The 19,952-nt window shown below is 69.7% G+C and carries 12 protein-coding genes; 7 read left to right on the top strand and 5 right to left on the bottom strand.

Going from position 1 to position 19,952, the window contains the following annotated elements; genetic code table 11:
- Positions 1-10 precede the first annotated feature (10 nt).
- Positions 11-409, top strand: a complete 399-nt coding sequence (locus AC1DOQ_RS15530; RefSeq protein ID WP_477365783.1) for a TraR/DksA family transcriptional regulator — start codon at positions 11-13, stop codon at positions 407-409.
- 16 nt (positions 410-425) lie between these two features.
- Here AC1DOQ_RS15530 and ccoS read toward each other — a convergent pair whose 3' ends face one another.
- The 5 genes from ccoS to AC1DOQ_RS15505 form a co-directional block, all read right to left on the bottom strand.
- A complete protein-coding gene (gene ccoS, locus AC1DOQ_RS15525; RefSeq protein ID WP_477365780.1) occupies positions 426-566 on the bottom strand; it encodes a cbb3-type cytochrome oxidase assembly protein CcoS in 141 nt (46 codons plus the stop codon).
- Complete coding sequence (locus AC1DOQ_RS15520) at positions 566-2,983, bottom strand: heavy metal translocating P-type ATPase (RefSeq protein WP_477365777.1); 2,418 nt, start codon at positions 2,981-2,983, stop codon at positions 566-568. The genes ccoS and AC1DOQ_RS15520 overlap by 1 nt, the downstream gene beginning before the upstream one ends.
- A complete protein-coding gene (locus AC1DOQ_RS15515) occupies positions 2,980-3,744 on the bottom strand; it encodes a sulfite exporter TauE/SafE family protein (protein WP_477365774.1) in 765 nt (254 codons plus the stop codon). The genes AC1DOQ_RS15520 and AC1DOQ_RS15515 overlap by 4 nt, the downstream gene beginning before the upstream one ends.
- Before the next feature lies 1 nt (position 3,745).
- On the bottom strand, positions 3,746-5,179 hold the full coding sequence (hemN, locus tag AC1DOQ_RS15510) for an oxygen-independent coproporphyrinogen III oxidase (protein ID WP_477365771.1): 1,434 nt from the start codon (positions 5,177-5,179) through the stop codon (positions 3,746-3,748).
- Positions 5,180-5,266: 87 nt separating this feature from the next.
- Positions 5,267-6,817: a methyl-accepting chemotaxis protein gene (locus AC1DOQ_RS15505; RefSeq protein ID WP_477365768.1), complete on the bottom strand. Its 1,551-nt coding sequence runs from the start codon at positions 6,815-6,817 to the stop codon at positions 5,267-5,269.
- Between the two features lie 214 nt (positions 6,818-7,031).
- Here AC1DOQ_RS15505 and AC1DOQ_RS15500 point away from each other — a divergent pair, with 214 nt between their 5' ends.
- The 6 genes from AC1DOQ_RS15500 to AC1DOQ_RS15475 all read left to right on the top strand — a co-directional run bounded on the left by AC1DOQ_RS15500 (position 7,032) and on the right by AC1DOQ_RS15475 (position 19,822).
- Entirely contained in the window at positions 7,032-11,057 is a 4,026-nt protein-coding gene (locus AC1DOQ_RS15500) for a Pls/PosA family non-ribosomal peptide synthetase (RefSeq protein WP_477365765.1), read from the top strand.
- A gap of 54 nt (positions 11,058-11,111) precedes the next feature.
- A complete protein-coding gene (locus tag AC1DOQ_RS15495) occupies positions 11,112-11,735 on the top strand; it encodes a 4'-phosphopantetheinyl transferase family protein (RefSeq protein WP_477365762.1) in 624 nt (207 codons plus the stop codon).
- 34 nt (positions 11,736-11,769) lie between these two features.
- Positions 11,770-13,029, top strand: a complete 1,260-nt coding sequence (locus tag AC1DOQ_RS15490) for a metal-dependent hydrolase (RefSeq protein ID WP_477365759.1) — start codon at positions 11,770-11,772, stop codon at positions 13,027-13,029.
- A 159-nt stretch (positions 13,030-13,188) separates the two neighbouring features.
- The gene (locus tag AC1DOQ_RS15485; RefSeq protein ID WP_477365757.1) at positions 13,189-15,438 is read left to right on the top strand and encodes a TonB-dependent receptor; all 2,250 of its coding nucleotides are present in this window, start codon (positions 13,189-13,191) and stop codon (positions 15,436-15,438) included.
- A gap of 14 nt (positions 15,439-15,452) precedes the next feature.
- The gene (locus AC1DOQ_RS15480; protein WP_477365754.1) at positions 15,453-18,902 is read left to right on the top strand and encodes a hybrid sensor histidine kinase/response regulator; all 3,450 of its coding nucleotides are present in this window, start codon (positions 15,453-15,455) and stop codon (positions 18,900-18,902) included.
- The gene (locus AC1DOQ_RS15475; RefSeq protein WP_477365751.1) at positions 18,899-19,822 is read left to right on the top strand and encodes a diguanylate cyclase; all 924 of its coding nucleotides are present in this window, start codon (positions 18,899-18,901) and stop codon (positions 19,820-19,822) included. The genes AC1DOQ_RS15480 and AC1DOQ_RS15475 overlap by 4 nt, the downstream gene beginning before the upstream one ends.
- Positions 19,823-19,952 lie beyond the last annotated feature (130 nt).

The following is a 19,952-nucleotide window of genomic DNA, read 5'->3' as shown; positions in this document are numbered from 1 at the left end:
AGGACTTCCCATGCCACCCATCTCACCGACACTGCACGAAGAAATCGGCAAGCGTCTGCGCCAGAGCCGCGAAGACATGCTGGCCACCGTCCGCACCCGCACCGACGGCGACACCGACGACCGCCCGGCGATCTCGCCGATGGCCCACATGGGCTCGAACGACGACGCCCCGGCCGGCGAAATGCTGAGCCACAACGAAGAGCACCTGGCCGAGCACGAAACCAAGCTGCTGCACGACATCGACGCCGCGCTCGGGCGACTGGCGTCGGGCGGCTACGGCATCTGCCTGTCCTGCGGACGCGACATTCCCGAGGAGCGGCTGCTGGCGACGCCTACGGTGCAGACTTGTGTCGAGTGCCAGGAGCGGATCGAGAAGGAACAGCGGACCGGGCGCGGGCCGAGCATGTAACGGAGCGGCCCCATCGCTAGTCATCATCATTCAAAATCCGCAAGGCCGGCCCATCCAGATCCTCGAACTGCCCGCTCTCGGCCGCCCCGAAGAAGACCCACAGCGCAAACGCCACCAGGATCAGGCTCAGCGGAATCAAGAGATACAAGGCTTCCATCAGCCCACCCTCCTCAGCCGCAAGGCATTCAGCACCACCAGCGCCGAGCTGCCGGCCATGCCGAGGCCGGACAGCCAGGGGTTCAGCAGGCCGCTGGCCGCGGCCGGTATCGCCACCAGGTTGTAGAGCATCGCCCAGCCCAGGTTCTGGCGGATGATGCGCACGCAGGCGCCGGCCGTGCGCACCGCTTCGCCGAGCGGCTCGAGGCCGGCGTCGCCGGTGTCCAGCAGCACGCAGTCGGCATGCAGCTGGGCCAGCTGGGCGCCCTGCCCCATCGCGAACGAGACGTCGGCGCCGCCCAGCACGGCGGCGTCGTTGATGCCGTCGCCCACCATCGCCACCACCGCCCCCTCGGCCTGCAGGGCGCGTACCACCTCCAATTTATCCTGCGGCAGCTGGCGGCCGCGCGCATCGCGGATACCGAGCTGGCTGGCCACCGCCTGCACCGCTTCCTCGTCGTCGCCGGACAGCAGCAGCACGGTCTTGCCGCGTGCCCGCAGCTGGCGCACCAGGGCCGGTACTTCGGGCCGCAAGGCGTCGACCAGGTCGAAGCGGGCCAGCCAGCGGTCGCTGCTGCCCAGCCAGACCGCGCTGGCGCCGGCCGGTGCGCCCAGCGGCGCCACGCCGCCGGCCAGGGCGGCCACGAAATCGGCGCTGCCCAGGCGGTAGCGCAGGCCGGCCACTTCGCCCTCGATGCCCTGCCCGACCACGTTCTCGATACTGTCCGCCTCCAGCGCCACCGCATCGGATGCCGCCTGGGCCTCGCGCAGGGCTTGCGCCAGCGGATGCGCGTTGCCCGCTTCGAGCGCCGCCGCGATGCGCAGGCAGTCGGCGCTTTCGGCCATGCCGAGGGTTACGGTATCGCGCAGCACGGGACGGCCGCGGGTCACGGTGCCGGTCTTGTCGAACACCACGTGGGTGGCGCGCTCCAGGGTTTCGAGCACGTGCGGCTTCACGGCCAGCACGCCGTGGCGCAGCAGGCGTTCCAGCGCCGCCGCCAATGCGGTCGGCGTCGCCAGCGACAGCGCGCAGGGGCAGGACACCACCAGCACCGCGATCGCCGCCGGCCAGGCGCGCGCCGGGTCCAGCGCATGCCAGAACGCGAACACGGCCGCCGTCAGCACCAGCAGCACCACCACGAACCAGGCGCCGACGCGGTCGGCCCACCGGGCGAGTTCCGGCTTGTCCTGGCCGGCGCGTTCGCTCAGCCGCACCAGGGTCGCCAGGGTGCTGGCGGCGGCGCTGCTGCTCACCCGCACCGTCACCGCCTGGGCCACGTTGACGGCCCCGCCGGGCAGCTGGTCGCCGGGCGCCATCGGCCGCGTGCGGCTCTCGCCGGTCAGCAGCGACAGGTCGACTTCCGTGCGGCCGTCGAGGATGATGCCGTCCGCCGCCACCGTCTGCCCGGGCGGGACCAGGATCACGTCACCCGGCGCCAGCTTGCCGGCGGCAACGGTTTCGGGTTCGATCGACGCCGGCCAGTGCGGCAGGCGCAGCGCGGTGGCGGGTGCGGCATGCTGCAGGCTTTCCAGCGCGCGCGCGGCCTTGCGGCGGGCGTCGAGTTCCAGCCAGCGGCTGCCCAGCAGCAGGAACACGAACATGGTGATCGAGTCGAAATAGACCGCGCCGCTGCCGCGTACCAGCGACACCGCGCTGCCCGCGAAGGCGGCCAGGATGCCCAGCGCCACCGGGACGTCCATGCCGGGCAGGCCGCGCCGCAGGTCGCTCCAGGCGCCGCGCAGGAAGGGCCAGGCGCAGTAGCTCACCGCGGGCAGCGTGAGCAGGAAGGAAGCCCAGCCCATCAGGGCCGTCATGTCGGCGTCCATGGTGCCGTCGGTGGCCATGTAGACCGGGACGGCGTACATCATCACCTGCATCATCGACAATCCGGCCACGAACAGGCGCCGCATCAGCGCCTTGCGGGCGCGTTCGAGCTGGGCGCCGTGGCGGGTGGCGTCATAGGGATAGGCCGCATAGCCGATGGCGCGCAAGGCCGCGATGATGGCGCTGGGACGGCAGATCGATGCATCCCAGCGCACCTGCAGGCGCTCGGTAGCGACGTTCAGCACGCAGGACCGCACGCCGGGCAGCGCGGCCACGCGGCGTTCGATCAGCCAGACGCAGGCAGCGCAGCGCAGGCCCTCGACGGTGAACACGGCGTCGCCGTCCAGGCCCATCTCGTCGTAGAGCCGTAGGGCGGCATCGCTGCTCTCGTCTTCGTTGGGCGGCGCGGCGAAGGCGGTGCGGCTGTCGTAGTAGCCGTGCAGGCCGGCGTCCGCGATCGCCTGGGCGGCGGCCGCGCAGCCGGGGCAGCACATGGTGCGCGCCTGGCCGCCGATGCTGGCCTGCCAGCGCCCGCCCTCGACGGCCGGCTGGCCGCAGTGATAGCAGGCGGCAAAGTCGGCAATCGCATTCATGCGCCGCCTCCCGGCGCCAGGCAGACGCTTTCCAGCCAGCTGTGCGGCAGGCCCCCCGCCGCGCGCGCCAGGCCGAGCAGGCCGAAACCCAGCACCAGCGCGCCGCAGGCCAGGCGCACCGCGCGCCGGCGCAGGGAAGCGCGCAGGCGTGCGCCCAGCAGGCCGAGGCCGAGCAGCATCGGCAGCGTGCCGAGGCCGAAGGCCAGCATCACCAGCGCGCCGCCGGTGGCGGAGCCGGACAGCATGGCCGTCACCAGCACGCTGTAGACCATCCCGCAGGGCAGCCAGCCCCACAGGAGTCCGGCGGCCAGCATGCGGCCCGGGCCGAAGCCTGCTCCCGGCCCTGGACTCACACGGCGCAGCAGCGGCTGCACGCGGCGCCAGACGATCTGGCCGCCCTGCTCCAGCCGCGCCAGGCCGCGCCAGGCATCCATCAGGTACAGGCCCAGCATGGCCAGCATCAGGTTGGCCATCCAGTAGGCGCCCGTCTGCAGGGCCGGCAGCCGCGCCAGCGCGCCGGCGCCCTGGCCGATCCCGCCGGCCAGCGCACCCGCCAGCATGTAGCTGCCGATGCGGCCGGCGTTATACGCCAGGCCATTCGCCAGCGGCGGAGGGGCCGGGCGCGACCTGTGTACCGTCACCGGCGCCACCGACAGCGCGCCGACGATCCCGCCGCACATGCCGGCGCAATGCACGCTGCCGAGCAGCCCGACCACGAACACCGGCAACAGCCCGATCCCGCCGATACCGCCGATACCCATCTCACACCGTCTTCGAATAGCGTGCCCCGGCGCCGCGGGCGGCCAGGTAGCGGTCGAACACCATGCACACGTTGCGGATCAGGAGGCGGCCGCGGCTAGCGACGCTGATCCAGTCGCCGTTCACGACCACCAGCCCATCCGCTTCCATCGCCGCCAGCTGCGCCAGTTCGGCCGCGAAGTACTGGCGGAACACGACGGGGAAGGCCTGCTCGATGGTGGAGATCGACAGCTCGAACTGGCACATCAGTTTCTGGATCACGGTGCGGCGCAGGACGTCGTCCATGCCCAGGCGGGTACCGCGCGCCACCGGCAGCTCGTTGCGGTCCAGCGCATCGTAATAGGCGTCCAGGGTCTTGACGTTCTGGCTGTAGGTCGCGCCCACCGCGCCGATGGCGGAGACGCCGCAGGACACCAGGTCCGTGTCCGCATGGGTCGAGTAGCCCTGGAAGTTGCGGTGCAGGCGGCCCTGGCGCTGGGCGATGGCGAGGTCGTCTTCCGGCTTGGCGAAATGGTCCATGCCGATGTAGACGTAGCCGGCGGCGGTGAGGCGCTCGATGCACAGCTGGAGCATGCGCAGCTTGGCGTCGCTGTCCGGCATGTCCTGTTCCAGGATCCGCCGCTGCGGCTTGAACAGGTGCGGCAGGTGGGCGTAGTGATACACGGCGATGCGGTCCGGATCCGCGGCCACCACCTTCTCGAGGGTGGCGATCATGGTGTCCGGGGTCTGCTTCGGCAGGCCGTAGATCAGGTCGATGCTGACCGAACGGAAGCCGGCGGCGCGCGCGGCGGCGATCACGGCGCGCGTCTCCTGCTCCGGCTGGATGCGGTTGACGGCCTTCTGGACGTCGGCGTCGAAGTCCTGCACGCCCAGGCTGATGCGGTTGAAGCCTTGCGCGCGCAGGCTGTGCACCCGCTCCACGGACACGGTGCGCGGATCGACTTCGATCGAATACTCGCCGATCGCATCCGGAGCGAAGCGGAAGCAGCGCCGCAGGTGGTCCATCAACTCGCCCATCTGCGCATCCGACAGGTAGGTCGGGGTGCCGCCGCCGAAGTGCAGCTGCTCGACTTCATTCATCCCGGCGAACAGCGCGCCCTGCATCGCGACTTCGCGCTTCAGGTAAGCCAGGTAGGTGGCCGCCTTCTCGCGGTTTTTGGTGACGATCTTGTTGCAGGCGCAGTAGTAGCAAACCGTGTCGCAGAACGGAATGTGCAGGTACAGCGACAGCGGCCGCGCATTGCCGCGCGTGCGGCGGTCGGCCACGGCATGCAGGTAGTCGCGGTAGCCGAAGCTATCCGTGAAGCGGTCGGCGGTCGGGTAAGAGGTGTAGCGCGGGCCGGACTTGCTGAGGCGGGAGATCAGCCCGGCGTCGAAATCGACAGTGGGCTGGAAGGCCAGGATCTTGGCGGGTACTGCTTGCAACTGCTGCGTCATGAGGAACTCCTTGCGGGCGCCACCGATGGGTAGCGCACTGTATGCAAGGAGTCTATTGATTCAGATCAGGAAAATCCTTGACCTGCATCAAAAACGGCCGACCTTAAACACGGACAACGCCTGCGACAGGTGGCTTGCCTGCTCCGCCACATTCGCCGAGGCCGCCGCCGCTTCCTCGACCAGGGCCGCGTTCTCGCGCGTGATGCCGTCCAGGTCGCGCATGGCGGCGTTGACCTGGGCGATGCCGCCGTGCTGCTCGCGCGAGGCGACCGTGATGCCGTGCATAATCCTTGCCGCTTCCTGCACCGAGGCGACCACTTCGCGCATGGTCTGGCCGGCGGCGCCCACCAGTTCGTCGCCCTGCCCGATCTGCTCGACCGAATCCTCGATCAGGCGCTTGATCTCCTTGGCCGCGCCGGCCGAGCGCTGGGCCAGCGAGCGCACCTCGCCGGCGACCACCGCGAAGCCGCGGCCCTGCTCGCCCGCGCGGGCCGCCTCGACGGCCGCGTTCAGGGCCAGGATATTGGTCTGGAAGGCGATGCCGTCGATCAGGCCGATGATGTCGACGATGCGGGTCGCCGATCCGCTGATCTGGCCCATCGTCGCGCCGACCTGCTGGACCGACACGCCGGCGCGGTCGGCCACGCTGGACGCCGTGTCCACCAGGCCGTCGGCGCGCACCGCGCTGTCGGTGTTGTTGCCGGCCGCGGCGGCCACCTGGGCCAGGCTGGCGGCAGTCTGCTCGAGGCTGGCGGCCTGGGATTCGGTGCGGCGCGCCAGGTCCTGGTTGCCGGCGGCGATGCCGCGCGTGGCGGACTCGATCGAGGCGACGTTGGCGCGCACGTCGCCGACGATGGCGGTCAGGTTGACGTTCAGCTGGCGCAGCGCCAGCAGCAGGCGTCCGACTTCGTCGTCGCGGCCCGCCGGCGGCAGGTGCGAGAGGTCGCCGCCGGCCAGCGCGTAGACCGCGTCCTGGGCCTGCTGCAGCGGGCCGACGATGGAGCGCTGCAGCTCGGCCCAGGCCAGCAGCGTGAGCAGCGCGCCGGCGCCGGCCAGCGCGCGCCAGACGGTGCCGTCGGCGCCCGCCGCCAGCGCCGCCAGCAGCGCCGACTGGCTGCCCAGCATCAGACCGAGGCGCCGGCCCAGCGGCAGGTTGCGCAGGGCACGCAGGCGGCCCGGCAGGCCGGCACGGACCACGGCGCCGCGGCGGATCGCCAGGCCCTGCGCTTCCCCGTTGCGGAAGCGGCGGTACAGCGCTTCGGCGGCCTTCACCTGTTCGCGTTCGGGACGGGTACGCACCGACATGTAGCCGACCGTGACGCCGTTCTCCTTGACCGGCACCACGTTCGCGACCACCCAGTAGTAATCGCCGTTCTTGCGGCGGTTCTTGACCATGCCGGTCCAGGGCAGGCCGGCCTTCAGCGTCTGCCACAGGTCGGCAAAAGCCTCGGGCGGCATGTCGGGATGGCGGACGACGTTATGGGCCTTGCCGATCAGTTCTTCGGGTTCGAAGCCGCTGACCTCGATGAAGCTGGGGTTGACGTAGGTGATGCGTCCCTTGGTGTCGGTTTTGGAGACGATGGACTGGCCATCCTTGAGGATGTATTCGATGCCGGTGACCGGCAGGTTGGTGCGCACGACAAACTCCCTTGTTTCTGTACGGCAATACTTCTAACACGCGAAGTGTACAGACGTCAAACAAGTCAATTCCTTGATCTACATCAAAAACATTGGAGAAACATTTTGTAATCCCCAAAGTTCGACAGCTAACCATGGGACAGGCGAAAATACGGTACCCTGCCCTCATGTGCTCGCTCATGCTTTTTTCGATAGATCCCATCCTCCGCCGTCGATGAACGATATTTCCTCCCTGACACGGCATCCCGATGTGCTGTACGGTCCGCACCAGCCCGAGCTGCTGCGTGACGAAATCCTCGCCGACCTGCTGGAAGCCAGTGCCCGCCGCGCGCCGGGGCAGACCGCCCTGATCGCCGGCGACCACCGGCTCAGCTACCGCGAACTCGACGAACTGGCCGACCTGGCCGCCTCGCGCCTGATCGAGGCCGGCATCAAGCCCGGCGACATCGTCGGCCTGTGGATGCCGCGCGGGATCGACCTGCTGCTGATGCAGGCCGCGATCGCCAAGGCCGGCGCCGCCTGGCTGCCGGTCGACGAGGACACGCCGGTCGAACGCCTGCTGGTGTGCATGGAGGACGCCGGTTCGCCGGCCCTGGTGAGCAGCGAACGCATGGGCGAGCGCCTGGCCACGGTCGACCGCCCCATCCACACCGCGGAAAGCCTGCTGGCGCCCGCCCCCGCCGGCTACGAGCTCAAACGCCGCGGCAAGGTGAGCGGCAGCGCTCCCGCCTACGTCATCTACACCTCGGGGTCGACCGGCAAGCCGAAGGGCATCCTGATCGACCAGCGCAGCATCTGCCACTTCCTGCGCAGCGAAAACGAAGTGCTGGGCGTGCGGGCCGACGACACGGTCTACCAGGGCTTCTCGGTCGCCTTCGACATGTCCTTCGAGGAGATCTGGATCTCCTACCTGGTCGGCGCCACCCTGTGGCTGGGACCCAAGGAGACGGCCGGCGATCCCGAAGCCCTGCCGCGCCTGCTGCAGGAAAACGGCGTCACGGTGCTGCACGCGGTGCCGACCCTGCTGGCCCTGTTTGCCGACGACGTGCCCGGCCTGCGCATCATCAACCTGGGCGGCGAGATGTGCCCGGAGACCGTGGTCGAACGCTTTTCGAAGCCCGGCCGCCAGATGTTCAACACCTACGGTCCGACCGAAGCCACGGTCTCGGCCAGCCTGGCCTCCCTCCATCCGGGGCGCCTGATCACGATCGGCAAGCCGCTGCCCAATTACGGGCTGCTGGTGATCTCCACCGAGTCCGAGAAGGGCCTGCAGATCCTGCCGCGCGGCGACACCGGCGAGCTGTGCATCATTGGCCCGGGCCTGTCCGCCGGCTACCTGGGCCGCCCCGACCTGACCGCCGAAAAATTCCAGGCCAATCCCTGGAGCGCCAGCGCCGACGACACCCGCCTGTACCGCACCGGCGACCTGGCGCGCATCGAGCCGGACGGCGAAGTGGTCTGCCTGGGCCGCACCGACGACCAGGTCAAGATCCGCGGTTTCCGCGTCGAGCTGGGCGAAATCGAAGCCGTGCTGGCACAGCAGGACGGTATCGGCACCACCGCGGTGCTCTTGCGCCGCGACGACGGCATCGACCGCCTGGTGGCCTACCTGGTGCCGGCGCTTGGCGCCACCGGCGAGCAGCTGGCCGCCGCCACCTTGCGCAAGGCGCTGGCCGGCCGCCTGCCGCCGTACATGGTGCCGAGCCGCTTCGAAGTCCTGAACGTGATGCCGCGCCTGACCTCGGGCAAGATCGACCGCAAGGCGCTGAAGGCGATGGCATTGAGCGCGCCGCTGCCCAGCGACGCCGCCGAATCGGACGTCGCCGAAACCCCGGCCGAGGAAGCCCTGTTCGCCGCGCTCGCCCAGCTGTTCCCGGGCCAGCCGATCCGCCGCGAGCTCGATTTCTTCAGCGATCTCGGTGGCCACTCCTTCTTCGCCGCGCGGCTGGCCACGGCCCTGCGCAACGATCCGCGCTTCGCCCACATGACGGTGCGCGACATCTACCAGCATCGCCAGGTCGGCGCGATCGCCTCCAGCCTCGACCAGGCCGCCGGCACCGCCCAGGCCGAAGAGGATTGGACCCCGCCGCCGGAAGCGCGGCGCTGGGCCTGCGGCTTGGCCCAGCTGGCCGCGGTGCCGGTGCTGGTGACCCTGCGCATGGCGCAGTGGCTGGCGCCCTTCTTCACCTACCACTTCATGACCGGCGACCCGGGCGACTCGACCCCGCGCGCGGTCGCGGCCTCGATCGGCGTGTTCCTGCTGGCGACCCTGATGGAATTCGTGTTCGCCGCCGCCGGCAAATGGCTGGTGGCCGGCCGCCTCAAGCCCGGCAGCTATCCGCTGTGGGGCGTGACCTATTACCGCTGGTGGCTGTCCGACCGCCTGGTCGAAGCCGCGCCCACCTATCTGCTGGCCGGCTCCTCGCTGTACGCCTGGTGGCTGCGGGTGCTGGGCGCCAAGGTCGGCAAGGACGTCGTGATCGGCTCGATGACATTGCGCTCGCCGGACCTGTTCACCCTCGGCGACAACGTCAGCATCGGCAACGGCGTGAACTTCGAGAACGCGCGCGTCGAACGCGGGCGCCTGCTGCTCGGCCACATCACCCTCGACGACGACGCCTGCGTCTCGTCCTACGCCATCCTCGAAGGGAATACGCGGGTCGGCCGGCGCGGCCACGTGGAAGGCCAGTCGGCCCTCAGCGACGGCGCCATGGTGCCGGACGGCCGCGTGTGGGCCGGCTCGCCGGCGCGCGACGCCGGCGCCTTCGATCCCTCCATCCTGCCGCCGCGGCCGCGCGCTTCCCGCCTGCGGCTGGCCGGCGAAGCCCTGTTCTTCGTATTCGGCATCCTGCTGGTGGCGACCCTGTTCTTCATGCCGGTCTTCCCGAGCTTCGTGCTGATCGACTGGTTCGACGAACGCGGCACCCTGGCCTGGATGCAGGCCAACACCATCCACGGACAACTGATCCGCTACTTCGTGCTGGCGCTGCCGGCCAGCGCGGTGCTGATCTTCCTGACCATGCTGGTGTCGGCGGCGATCCGCTGGGGCTTCCTGCCGCGCATGCAGCCGGGCCGCTCGGCCGTCCACTCGAACACCTATTGCAAGAAGTGGCTGGTCAGCCACATCCAGGAATCGAGCCTGAACGTCCTGCACGGCATCTATGCCACCGTGTTCGCGCCCTTCTGGTACCGCCTGCTGGGCGCCAAGGTGGGCCGCGATGCCGAGATCTCGACCGCATTGGGCGTGGTGCCCGACATGCTGACCCTCGGCGACGAGACCTTCATCGCCGACGCCGTGATGCTGGGCGACGAGCAGATCGACGGCGGCTGGATGACGATGGAACCGACCGTCGTCTCGAACCGCAGCTTCGTCGGCAACGGCAGCTATATCCCGGACGGCACCGTGCTGCCGGAAGGCGTGCTGGTGGGCGTGCACACCCACGCCCCGGTCAACGAACGCATGACCAGCGGCGACACCTGGCTCGGCTCGCCGCCGATCCACCTGCCGGCGCGCGAACAGGTCAGCGGCTATCCGGAACACCTGACCTACCGCCCCTCGTGGGCGCGGCGCCTGGGCCGCACCCTGGTGGAAGCCTTCCGCATCGTCGCGCCGCACGCGGTGGTGATCGCGGTAGGCTATACCGTGGTGCTGGACCTGATGCCGCTGGCCGGCGCCGGCCGCTGGGGCGAAGTGATCTGGTACCTGGCCCTGATCGGCCTCGCCTACGGCATCGGCAACTACGTATTCGTGCTGGCCTTCAAATGGCTGCTGCTGGGCCGCTACAAGAAGCGCGCGGACCCGATGTGGACGCCCTTCGTCTGGCTGTCCGAGGGCGTGACCAATATGTACGAGGGCATCGCCGTGCCCAACTTCATGCGCTACCTGCGCGGCACGCCCTGGCTGCCGCTGGCCTTCAACATGCTCGGCTGCCGCATCGGCAAGGGCGTCTACATGGACACCACCGACATCACGGAATTCGATTGCGTGACGATCGGCGACCACAGCGAACTGAACGCCCTGTCCTGCCCGCAGACCCACCTGTTCGAAGACCGCGTGATGAAGATCGACCGGGTCGAGATCGGCAGCAAGGTGTACGTGGGCCCGCGCAGCGCGGTGCTGTACAGCGCCCGGGTCGGCAACAATGCCCGCCTCGGTCCGCTGACCCTGGTGATGAAGGGCGAGCACATTCCGGATGCGACCGCCTGGTCCGGCCTGCCCGCCGCGCCGCTTCGGACCTGAGGAGAACCTGGGGAGAGATTGATGGAGGATGCCGCTGCCGTTCCGGTTCAATGGATGCTGCTCCCCCCGGCCGCCGCTGCTGGCGGCCGGGGGTTTCTCGCCGACGCTGCCGGCCTTCGTCGGTTAGTTGCAGATTTTGAGGTCAGCGTCATCGGCATCCAGGGCGATGCCGACCGCGACCACGCCCGCCATGCGATCCGCGAAGCCATCGTCGCCGCGCTCGCCCAGCTGAGCGGACTGCCGCCCGAGCGCATCGTCCTGCATGCCGAACCGGGGACGTCGCCCTATGCGGTGCTGGATGCGCCCTCGGGCCTGCGCCGCGCCTGGCTGGCGATCAGCCACGACGGCGCGCTGTCGGTGGCCGCGATCTCGCTGCAGGGCGAGGTCGGCATCGACGTCACGCAGGTCGCCGATGCCGCCGCCTTCCCCGACTGGGAAGCGGTGGCGCGCGACTTCCTCGGCCCCGATGTGGCGGCGGCGCTGGCGCCGCTGCCGCCTCACGAACGCATGCTGGCCTTCGCGCGCGCCTGGACCGAACGCGAGGCGCGCCTGAAATACCTGGGCCGCGAGCTGGTCGAATGGAGCGAGGAAGGCGATGCGCCCTTGGGCGCCAGCCGCTGCCTTTCGCTTGCCCTGCCCGCTGGATATGTGGGCGCACTGGTGCTGCCCCCCAGCTGAGCCATTCCCCATGTATTCCGGGTAAGATTGCAGAATGGACAATCTTACCCACTCCGTCGTCGGTCTCGGCATCGGCGCCCTGATCGATCGCAGCCTGCCCACCGAAGCGCATGTGGAACGCCGCCGCGTGCGCTCGCGCATGCTGCTCACCATCGGCTGCCTTGCCAGCAATTTCCCCGACCTCGACCTGGTGCTGACCGGCCTGCTCGAACCGCCGCTCGGGTATCTGCTGCACCACCGCGGCCACACGCACACGCTCGTGGCCGCCCTCGCCGAGGCTGCCCTGCTGCTGGCCCTGGTATGGCTGCTGTGGCCATCCGCCCGGCGCCTGCTGCGCGAAAGCCCGACGGCGCGGCTCGGCGCCCTGCTGGCCTCCGGCGCCGGCCTGCTGCTGCACATCGGCATGGACAGCCTGAACGTCTACGGCGTGCATCCGTTCTGGCCCTTCGACCCGAACTGGTATTACGGCGACCTGGTCTTCATCGTCGAACCGGTGTTCTGGATTGCCTTCGGCGTGCCGCTGGCGGAGATGATCCGCAGCCGTCCGCTGCGCCGGCTATGGCTGGCCGTGATCGCCCTGGTGCCGCTGGGGGCGGCCCTGCTGGGCTTCATGCAATGGGGTTCGCTGGCGGGCCTGGCGGCGCTGGGCCTGCTGCTGGCCTGGGTCCAGCACAGGAACGATGAACACCGCGGCGAGACCCGCGCCGAACGCGGACGCATGGCGCTCGGCGCCGGACTGGCCGCCGCCCTGCTCTTCGTCGGCGTGCAAGCGCTGGCCTTGCAGCAGGCGCGCGCCATCGTCGTCGCCGAACTGGAACGGATCGATGCCGGCGAGCGCCTGCTGGACACGGCGCTGTCGGCCTATCCGGCCAATCCGCTGTGCTGGTCCTTCGTCACCGTGGCCCGCACCGGTAGCGACGACGCCGGCACCGTCCACCTGCGGCGCGGCATGCTGAGCATCGCGCCTGGCTTGACGCCGGTGTCGCACTGCCCCGCACGCATCGCCGGTCCCGCGCTGGAGGATGCGCCGCCGCGGATTGCCTGGCAGGCCGAGGACCGCCAGCCGGTGGCGGCGCTGCGCCGCCTTGCGTCCACCAACTGCCATGTGAATGCCTGGATGCGGTTTGCGCGCGCGCCTTCGCTGGCCGATGGGGTGGCGACCGATGTGCGCTGGGGTGAGCCGGGTAGCCGGAATTTCTCGACCATGGCGTATGCGGGTTTGGTGCAGGCGCCCTGCCCGGCGCCGGTGCCGGGTTGGGCTTATCCGCGGGCGGATTTGTTGCGGGGGCGTTGAGTTGGTCCGTGCCAGCTCAGGATTCCGGACGGCTTCCCGTTTACGACACCCATTTGTGCGCGGAAGTCACAAACCGTTGCGTTCAGGTAACCTGAGACTATTGCGCATAAGCACTAACTGCTAGACTCTCAGGCTATCCTTTTAGCATCAGGAAAGTCCATGAAGACGTACCGGCTTCGCCCGAACCCCAGCCTGCTGGCCGCCGCTCTGGCCGGCATCGCCTGGCATGCCGCCGGCGCCCAGACCGTAACGCCAGGCGCCGCCGGCGACGGCATCCAGGAAGTGATCGTCACCGCGCAACGCAGCGCCGCCCCCGAATCCCGGACCCCGGTGGCGATGAGCGTGCTGACCGGCGAGCAGCTCGGCAAGCTCGGCCTCGACGATCCGATGGCGATCGGCGACCGCCTGCCGAACACTTATTTCCAATACGGCAACGACGGCCTGCGCATCACGATCCGCGGCGTCTCGAGTGCCGACAATACCGAAAAAGGCGATCCCTCGGCCGCCTTCATGCTCGACGGCGTCTACATCGCGCGTCCGCAGAGCCAGACCGTGTCCTTCTTCGACGTCGACCGCATCGAAGTGCTGCGCGGCCCGCAAGGCACGCTGTACGGCCGCAATACCACGGCCGGCGTGGTCCACGTGATCAGCAAGACGCCGGTGCCCTGGTTCGAGGGCGAGGCGCATGCGGAAATCGGCAGCTACGACAGCCGCAAGCTGGGCGCCACCGTCAACGTGCCGGTGAGCGAGATCCTCGCGCTGCGCGCCGCGGTCGCCGCCAACCGGCGCGATTCCTTCCTGCGCAATGCCCAGGGCACGCCCTACCACCTGGGCCTGGACCGCGACGACTGGGCCGCGCGCCTGTCGGCGAAACTGGCCCTGGGCCGGGACGGCTCGCTGCTGCTGCGCTACGAGCACACGCGGAACGACGCCAGCAACGACGACAGCCTGCCCGACACGAATTTCTACCGTGGCGCCGCGCAGGGTAATCCGGTCTGGTTCGACGCTCCCGCCTCCCAGCGCCTGACGAATTCCTTCATCGCGCCGAACATGCGCCCCGAACAGGGCTACACGCACAAGACCACCTCGGCGCTGTCGGCGGAGCTGAACTGGGACCTGGGCGGGTTCACCGCCACCTGGCTGGGCTCGCACCGCGATTTTTCGAACAACTACCTGTACAACTATTACTACCGGGTGGTGCCCAGCTTCGCGATCGGCCTGCGCCATGACTTCAAGGGCGACTACAACCAGGACTCGCACGAGCTGCGCTTCGCCACCAAGCCGGGCGGCCGCCTGAATGCCCAGGGCGGCCTGTACTGGTTCCGCGAAGACGCCAGCAACCACTACGTCTACCGCGACATGGAGCCGATCGGCCTGACGCCCTACTACGTCTGGGACATCATCCCGTCGGTGTCGCGCAGCCGCGCCGTGTTCGGCCAGGCCACCTACTCGGTGACGGACAGCCTGCGCCTGACCGCCGGCGCCCGCTACAACATGGACGGCAAATCGCGGGTCGGCACCATCGGCTACCAGCAGGCGCGCGTCTTCAATCCGGCCACCGACCTGCGCGCCCTCGACCACGGCGAGCTGTCGATCCACAAGACCACCTGGCGCCTGGGTACGGAGCTCGACCTTGCGCCGGGCAGCATGCTGTACGGGACCGTTGCCACCGGCTTCAAGGCCGGCGGCTTCAACGACGGCTGCGTGGCCGGCGACGAACAGCTCGGCGTGCGCTGCAATGCGCTGAGCCAGGTCCCGGCAGCGGACCTGACCTACGCACCGGAGACGGTGCGCTCTTACGAGGCCGGTGCCAAGACCCGCTTCTGGGGCAATCGCGCCAGCCTGAACGTGGCGGCCTTCCATTACGACTACCGCAACCTGCAACTGTCGGCGGTGGCCTTCCACAACGGCTCGCCGGTCTATGTGACCAGCAATGCCGGCCAGGCCGTGGTCAACGGCCTCGAAGCCGAAGGCCAGCTGCGCCCGACCGCGGCCGACCGCGTCGACTATGCGCTGACGCTCACGGACGCCCATTACATCAGCTACTCGCCGGACGGCAAGCATTCCTGGGCCGGCGTGAAGCTGGACCGCACGCCCACCCGCACCCTGTCGCTGGGCTGGGAACACCGCGTCAAGCTGCCCGGCGGCGCGCTGGTGGCCGGCGTCCACACGCGCGCCAGCAGCCGCGCCCTGCTGACGGTGCCGTCCCAGGCCCTGAAGTACTGGGTCCCTGGCCACACCGAGTCCGATCTGCGCCTGGCCTGGGAACCGCTGGGCGCGCCGTGGACCGTGCAGGCACGCGTGCGCAACCTCGAGAATGAAGTGCGCCCGACCACCGTGAACAGCTTCGGCATGGCGCTGCCGGGCGAGCCGCGCACCGCCGACCTGCGCGTCGACTACCGCTTCTGAGCAAGGAACCCGCCATGCGAACCTGGATCGTCCCGCTCTTCCTGGCCATGCTGGCCCTGCTGCTGCCGGCATCGAAGGCCGCGGCGCCGGCCGCAAGCCAGGCCGCGCTGCTGCTCGACGGCCGCCAGCCCGAGGTCGATCCATGGCCGGCGGTGAGGGTGCTGGTCGATCCCGGCCACCGGCTGGACGTCGGCATCCTGGCGGACGCGCCGGAGCGTTTCAAGGATCCGGGTTCGCCGTTCGCCAGCATCGGCGTGCAGAAGGGGACGGCGTGGCTGCGCTTTCCGGTGCAGGCGACGATGACCGACGACGGCGACTGGGTGCTCGACATCGCCTATGGCCTGATCACCCGCACCGACCTCTGGCTGCTGCGCGACGGCCGCATCGTGCGTCACGCGGCGGGCGGTTCCGGGATCGATCCGGAGGGCGCCCTCGGGCACGGCAATCCCGCCTTCCGGCTGGCGCTGGAGCCCGGGGTGCACTATGAGGTGCTGTTGAAGGTCCAGACCGAGGCGCCGAAGATCCTGCCGGTCATGCTGCGCAAGCCGGAAGCCTCCTACAAAGCGGCGATGGACGAGCAACTCCTGCAAGGCCTGCTGTCCGGCCTCAGCCTGTTCCTGGTGATCTACAGCCTGGCGCAATGGGCCCACCTGCGCGAATCGCTGTACGCCAAGTACGCGCTGTACATCGGCAGCCTGGCCATCTATTCGGCCGCGGTGTACGGCGTCGGCGGCCGCTACCTGTGGCCGGGGAATATGTGGGCGGCGCTGCACGCGAGCGGCATCGCCGCCATGCTGTGTTCCTGCAGCGCCTACCTGTTCGTCGAACACGTGCTGGCCCGTCCCGGCCGCGACCGCATCTTCTCGATCGTGATGAAGTCCTGCGCCGTGCTGTGCCTGCTGAACGCGGCCGCCTTCGGCCTCGACCTGATCCACGACGAGTTCCTGATCATGATGGTCAGCACCCTCGGCATCTTCCCCACCCTGTTCGGCCTGCCGGGCGCCTTCCGCCTGGCACGCCGCCGCGACCCGGTCGGCATCTGGCTGCTGGTCGGCTGGACGATCAGCTTCACCGGCGCCGCCGTGATGACCAAGGTGTGCCACGCCGGCGCCGCCCCGGACTTCTGGAACATGCACGCAGTGCAGTTCGGCGCCGCCCTCGACATGCTGGCCTTCCTGCGCATCGTCGGCCTGCGCAGCCGCGCGACCCGCGACGCCACCCTGCGCGCGGAAGCCGCGACCCGCATGAAGTCGGAGTTCCTGGCGAACATGAGCCACGAGATCCGCACGCCGATGAACGCCATCCTCGGCATGAGCCGGCTGGCCCTGATGACCGAGCCGAATCCGAAGCTGCGCAACTACCTCGGCAAGATCCTCGGCGCTGGCGAGCACCTGCTGGGCATCATCAACGACATCCTCGACTTTTCCAAAATCGAGGCCGGCCGCATGAGCGTCGAGGCGACCCCGTTCACCCTCGACGGCCTGCTCGAGCACCTGGCCGGCATCGCCGGCGTCAAGTCGGACGCCAGGCAGCTCGAACTGGTGTTCCGGGTGGCGCCGGACGTGCCGCCGCACCTGGTGGGCGATCCGCTGCGCCTGGGCCAGGTGCTGATCAACCTGACCAACAATGCCGTCAAGTTCACCGAACGCGGCGAGGTCGTGGTGGCGGTCGAGCTGGCGGCGCCGGTCGACCGCGTGGCCGGCCAGACGCGCCTGCGCTTCACGGTCAGCGACACCGGCATCGGCATGAGCGGCGAACAGCTGGCCGGCCTGTTCCAGGCCTTCGCCCAGGCCGACGGCTCGATCACCCGCAAGTACGGCGGCACCGGCCTTGGCCTGACGATCTCGAAGCAGCTGGTCGAGCTGATGGGCGGCGCGATCAGCGTCACCAGCACGCCGGGCGCCGGCAGCCGCTTCAGCTTCACCGTCACGCTCGGCGTCGGCAGTGCCGACGACCTGCCGTCGACCGCCCTGGGCCAGGCCCGCGTGATGGTGGTAGATGACTGCGCCAGCGCGCGCGACGCCCTGGCCGAGATGCTCGGCGCCTACGGCATCCGCGCCAGCGTGGCCGCCTCCGGCGAGGATGCCCTCGAACTGCTGGCCCAGGCCACCGACGCCGGCACACCCTACGAGCTGGTGCTGATGGATTACCGCATGCCGGGCTGGGACGGCATCGAGACCATCCGCCGCATCCGCCTCGATGCCCGCGTCAAGGCGCCGCCGGCGATCCTGATGGTCAGCGCCTGCACCCGCGAAGGCGTGCTGCAGGAACAAGGCGACCTGCCGCTGGACGGCTTCCTGACCAAGCCGGTGAGCCCGGCCCTGCTCCATCACAGCGTGCTGCAGGCCCTGCATCCGGAACTGGTGCTGCCGCCCGCCGCCGGTCCCGGCACCCTGCCCGACCTGGCCCGCCTGGACGGCGCCCGCATCCTGCTGGTCGACGACAACGCCAACAACCGCGAGGTCGCGCTCGACTTCCTGGCGGCCGCCCGCATGCGGGTCGACACCGCCGCCGACGGCCTGGAAGCCGTGGCGATGGTGAAGGCAGGCGACTACGACCTGGTGCTGATGGACATCCAGATGCCGGTGCTGGACGGCCTGAGCGCCGCGCGCGCGATCCGCGCCCTGCCCGGCCGCGGCACCCTGCCGATCGTCGCCATGACCGCCAACGCGATGTCCGGCGACCGCGAACGGAGCCTGGCGGCAGGCATGAACGACCACGTGGTCAAGCCGATCGAAGCGGAGCTGCTGTTCCACGCGCTGCTGCGCTGGATCGAGCCGGCCCGCCTGCTGGGACGCGCGCTGCCGGAGCCCCTGGACGCTTCGCCCGGCGCCGATGGCGGCGTCGATGGCGCGGCGCTGCCGCCGCTGGCTGGGGTCGACTGGAGCCTGGCGCTGGCCAGCGCCGGCGGCCAACCGGCCCGCCTGCGCCGCCGCCTCGCCAGCTTTGCCCGCGAATATGGCAAGGCGCCGGAACTGATCCGCGGCGCCCTGTCCAGCGGCGCCGACGAGGTCCTGCTCGGGCTGGCGCACAACCTGCGCTCGGGCGCGACCTATATCGGCGCCGCCGCCCTGGCACGCATCGCCGGCGACCTCGAACAGGAATTGCGCGCCGGCCGCCGCGAGCGCCTGCCGCTGCTGGCACCGGAACTCTCGCTGACCCTCGACGCCGTGCTGGAGGGCCTGGCGCGCAGTCAGGCCGCCGGCGGCGACGGAGACGGCCGCGCGGCGCAGGCGCCCGTACCAGGCACCGGCGTGGCGGCGCTGGTGCGGCGCCTGGCCGGCTACCTGCGCGCCGCCGATGCGCGCGCCGACGACACCCTCGCCGAACTGCGGGCCGCCCTGCCCGCGGGCAGCCACGCGGCCCTGCTGGCGGCGCTGCGCAAGGCGGTCGACGAGATCGAATACGACAGTGCGCTGGCCCTGCTCGCGGAACTGGAACAGCTGGAGGAAGCGCAGGCATGAATCCGCTCGAGCCGCAGAAAGTCCTGATCGCCGACGACGATGCGATCAACCGCCAGGTGCTGGCCGACCTGCTCAAGCCCGAGTACACGGTGCTGCTGGCGAAGAACGGCGAACAGGCGCTGGAGCGCACCCAGCGCCACGCGCCCGACCTGGTGCTGCTGGACGTGATGATGCCGGACATGGACGGCTACGAAGTGCTGCGCCGGCTGCGCGCCGATCCGCAGACGGCCCACGCCACGGTCATCTTCATCTCCGGCATGAACCGTCCCGAAGACGAGGCCAACGGCCTCAAGATGGGCGCCGCCGACTACATCGCCAAGCCCTTCAACGCCACCGTGGTGATGGCGCGCGTGGCCCTGCACCTGCAGCTGGTGAGGCAGCGCCGCATGCTGGAGCGCCTGGCCAACGTCGACGGCCTGACCGAGCTGGCCAACCGCCGCCGCTTCGACGAGCTGTACGAGGTCGAATGGCAGCGCGCCCAGCGCAACGGCAGGCCGCTGTCGCTGGCCCTGCTCGACATCGACGCCTTCAAGCAGTACAACGACCACTACGGCCACCCGGCCGGCGACCGCGCCCTGCGCGCGGTGGCGCGCGCCGCCGGCGCCGGCCTGCGCCGCCCCGCCGACCTCGCGGCCCGCTACGGCGGCGAGGAAGTGGTACTGCTGCTGCCCGACACCGACGCCACCCAGGCCAGGCACGTGGTGGACGGCATCCTCAAGGCCATCTTCGAACTGCAGCTGGCGCACGCGGCGTCCGGCGTGGCGCCCTGGCTGACCGTCAGCGTGGGCGGCGCCACGCTGGGTGAACACGGGACCGTACAGCGGCCGGAAACGGCGGCCGAGCTGTTCGAGGCGGCTGATGTTCAGTTGTACCGGGCCAAGCATGGGGGGCGGAATCGGGTGGCGTGGCGGGGGGATTAGCCTCAGTATGAGCTCAGTATAAGTTTACGCTGACATCAAATGGCCAAGTCCACCTTGTAGGAGCGCTTTGTCGCGGGTAGGTTTCCGCACGAATTGGCTGGAGGACGCAAAAAACAACTTTCACCCATCA

The sequence above is a fragment of the Massilia sp. 01N417 genome (assembly GCF_056399645.1).
The sequence above is the reverse complement of the archived record's forward strand: the minus strand, read 5'-3'. Positions and strand labels throughout refer to the sequence as shown.

Coding starts and splice junctions, on each gene's coding strand:
- AC1DOQ_RS15495 (WP_477365762.1), top strand. CDS start 11,112: ATGCTGCTCCCCCCGGCCGCCGCTGCTGGCGGCCGGGGGTTTCTCGCC.
- ccoS (WP_477365780.1), bottom strand. CDS start 566: ATGGAAGCCTTGTATCTCTTGATTCCGCTGAGCCTGATCCTGGTGGCG.
- hemN (WP_477365771.1), bottom strand. CDS start 5,179: ATGACGCAGCAGTTGCAAGCAGTACCCGCCAAGATCCTGGCCTTCCAG.
- AC1DOQ_RS15480 (WP_477365754.1), top strand. CDS start 15,453: ATGCGAACCTGGATCGTCCCGCTCTTCCTGGCCATGCTGGCCCTGCTG.
- AC1DOQ_RS15520 (WP_477365777.1), bottom strand. CDS start 2,983: ATGAATGCGATTGCCGACTTTGCCGCCTGCTATCACTGCGGCCAGCCG.
- AC1DOQ_RS15475 (WP_477365751.1), top strand. CDS start 18,899: ATGAATCCGCTCGAGCCGCAGAAAGTCCTGATCGCCGACGACGATGCG.
- AC1DOQ_RS15515 (WP_477365774.1), bottom strand. CDS start 3,744: ATGGGTATCGGCGGTATCGGCGGGATCGGGCTGTTGCCGGTGTTCGTG.
- AC1DOQ_RS15530 (WP_477365783.1), top strand. CDS start 11: ATGCCACCCATCTCACCGACACTGCACGAAGAAATCGGCAAGCGTCTG.
- AC1DOQ_RS15490 (WP_477365759.1), top strand. CDS start 11,770: ATGGACAATCTTACCCACTCCGTCGTCGGTCTCGGCATCGGCGCCCTG.
- AC1DOQ_RS15500 (WP_477365765.1), top strand. CDS start 7,032: ATGAACGATATTTCCTCCCTGACACGGCATCCCGATGTGCTGTACGGT.
- AC1DOQ_RS15485 (WP_477365757.1), top strand. CDS start 13,189: ATGAAGACGTACCGGCTTCGCCCGAACCCCAGCCTGCTGGCCGCCGCT.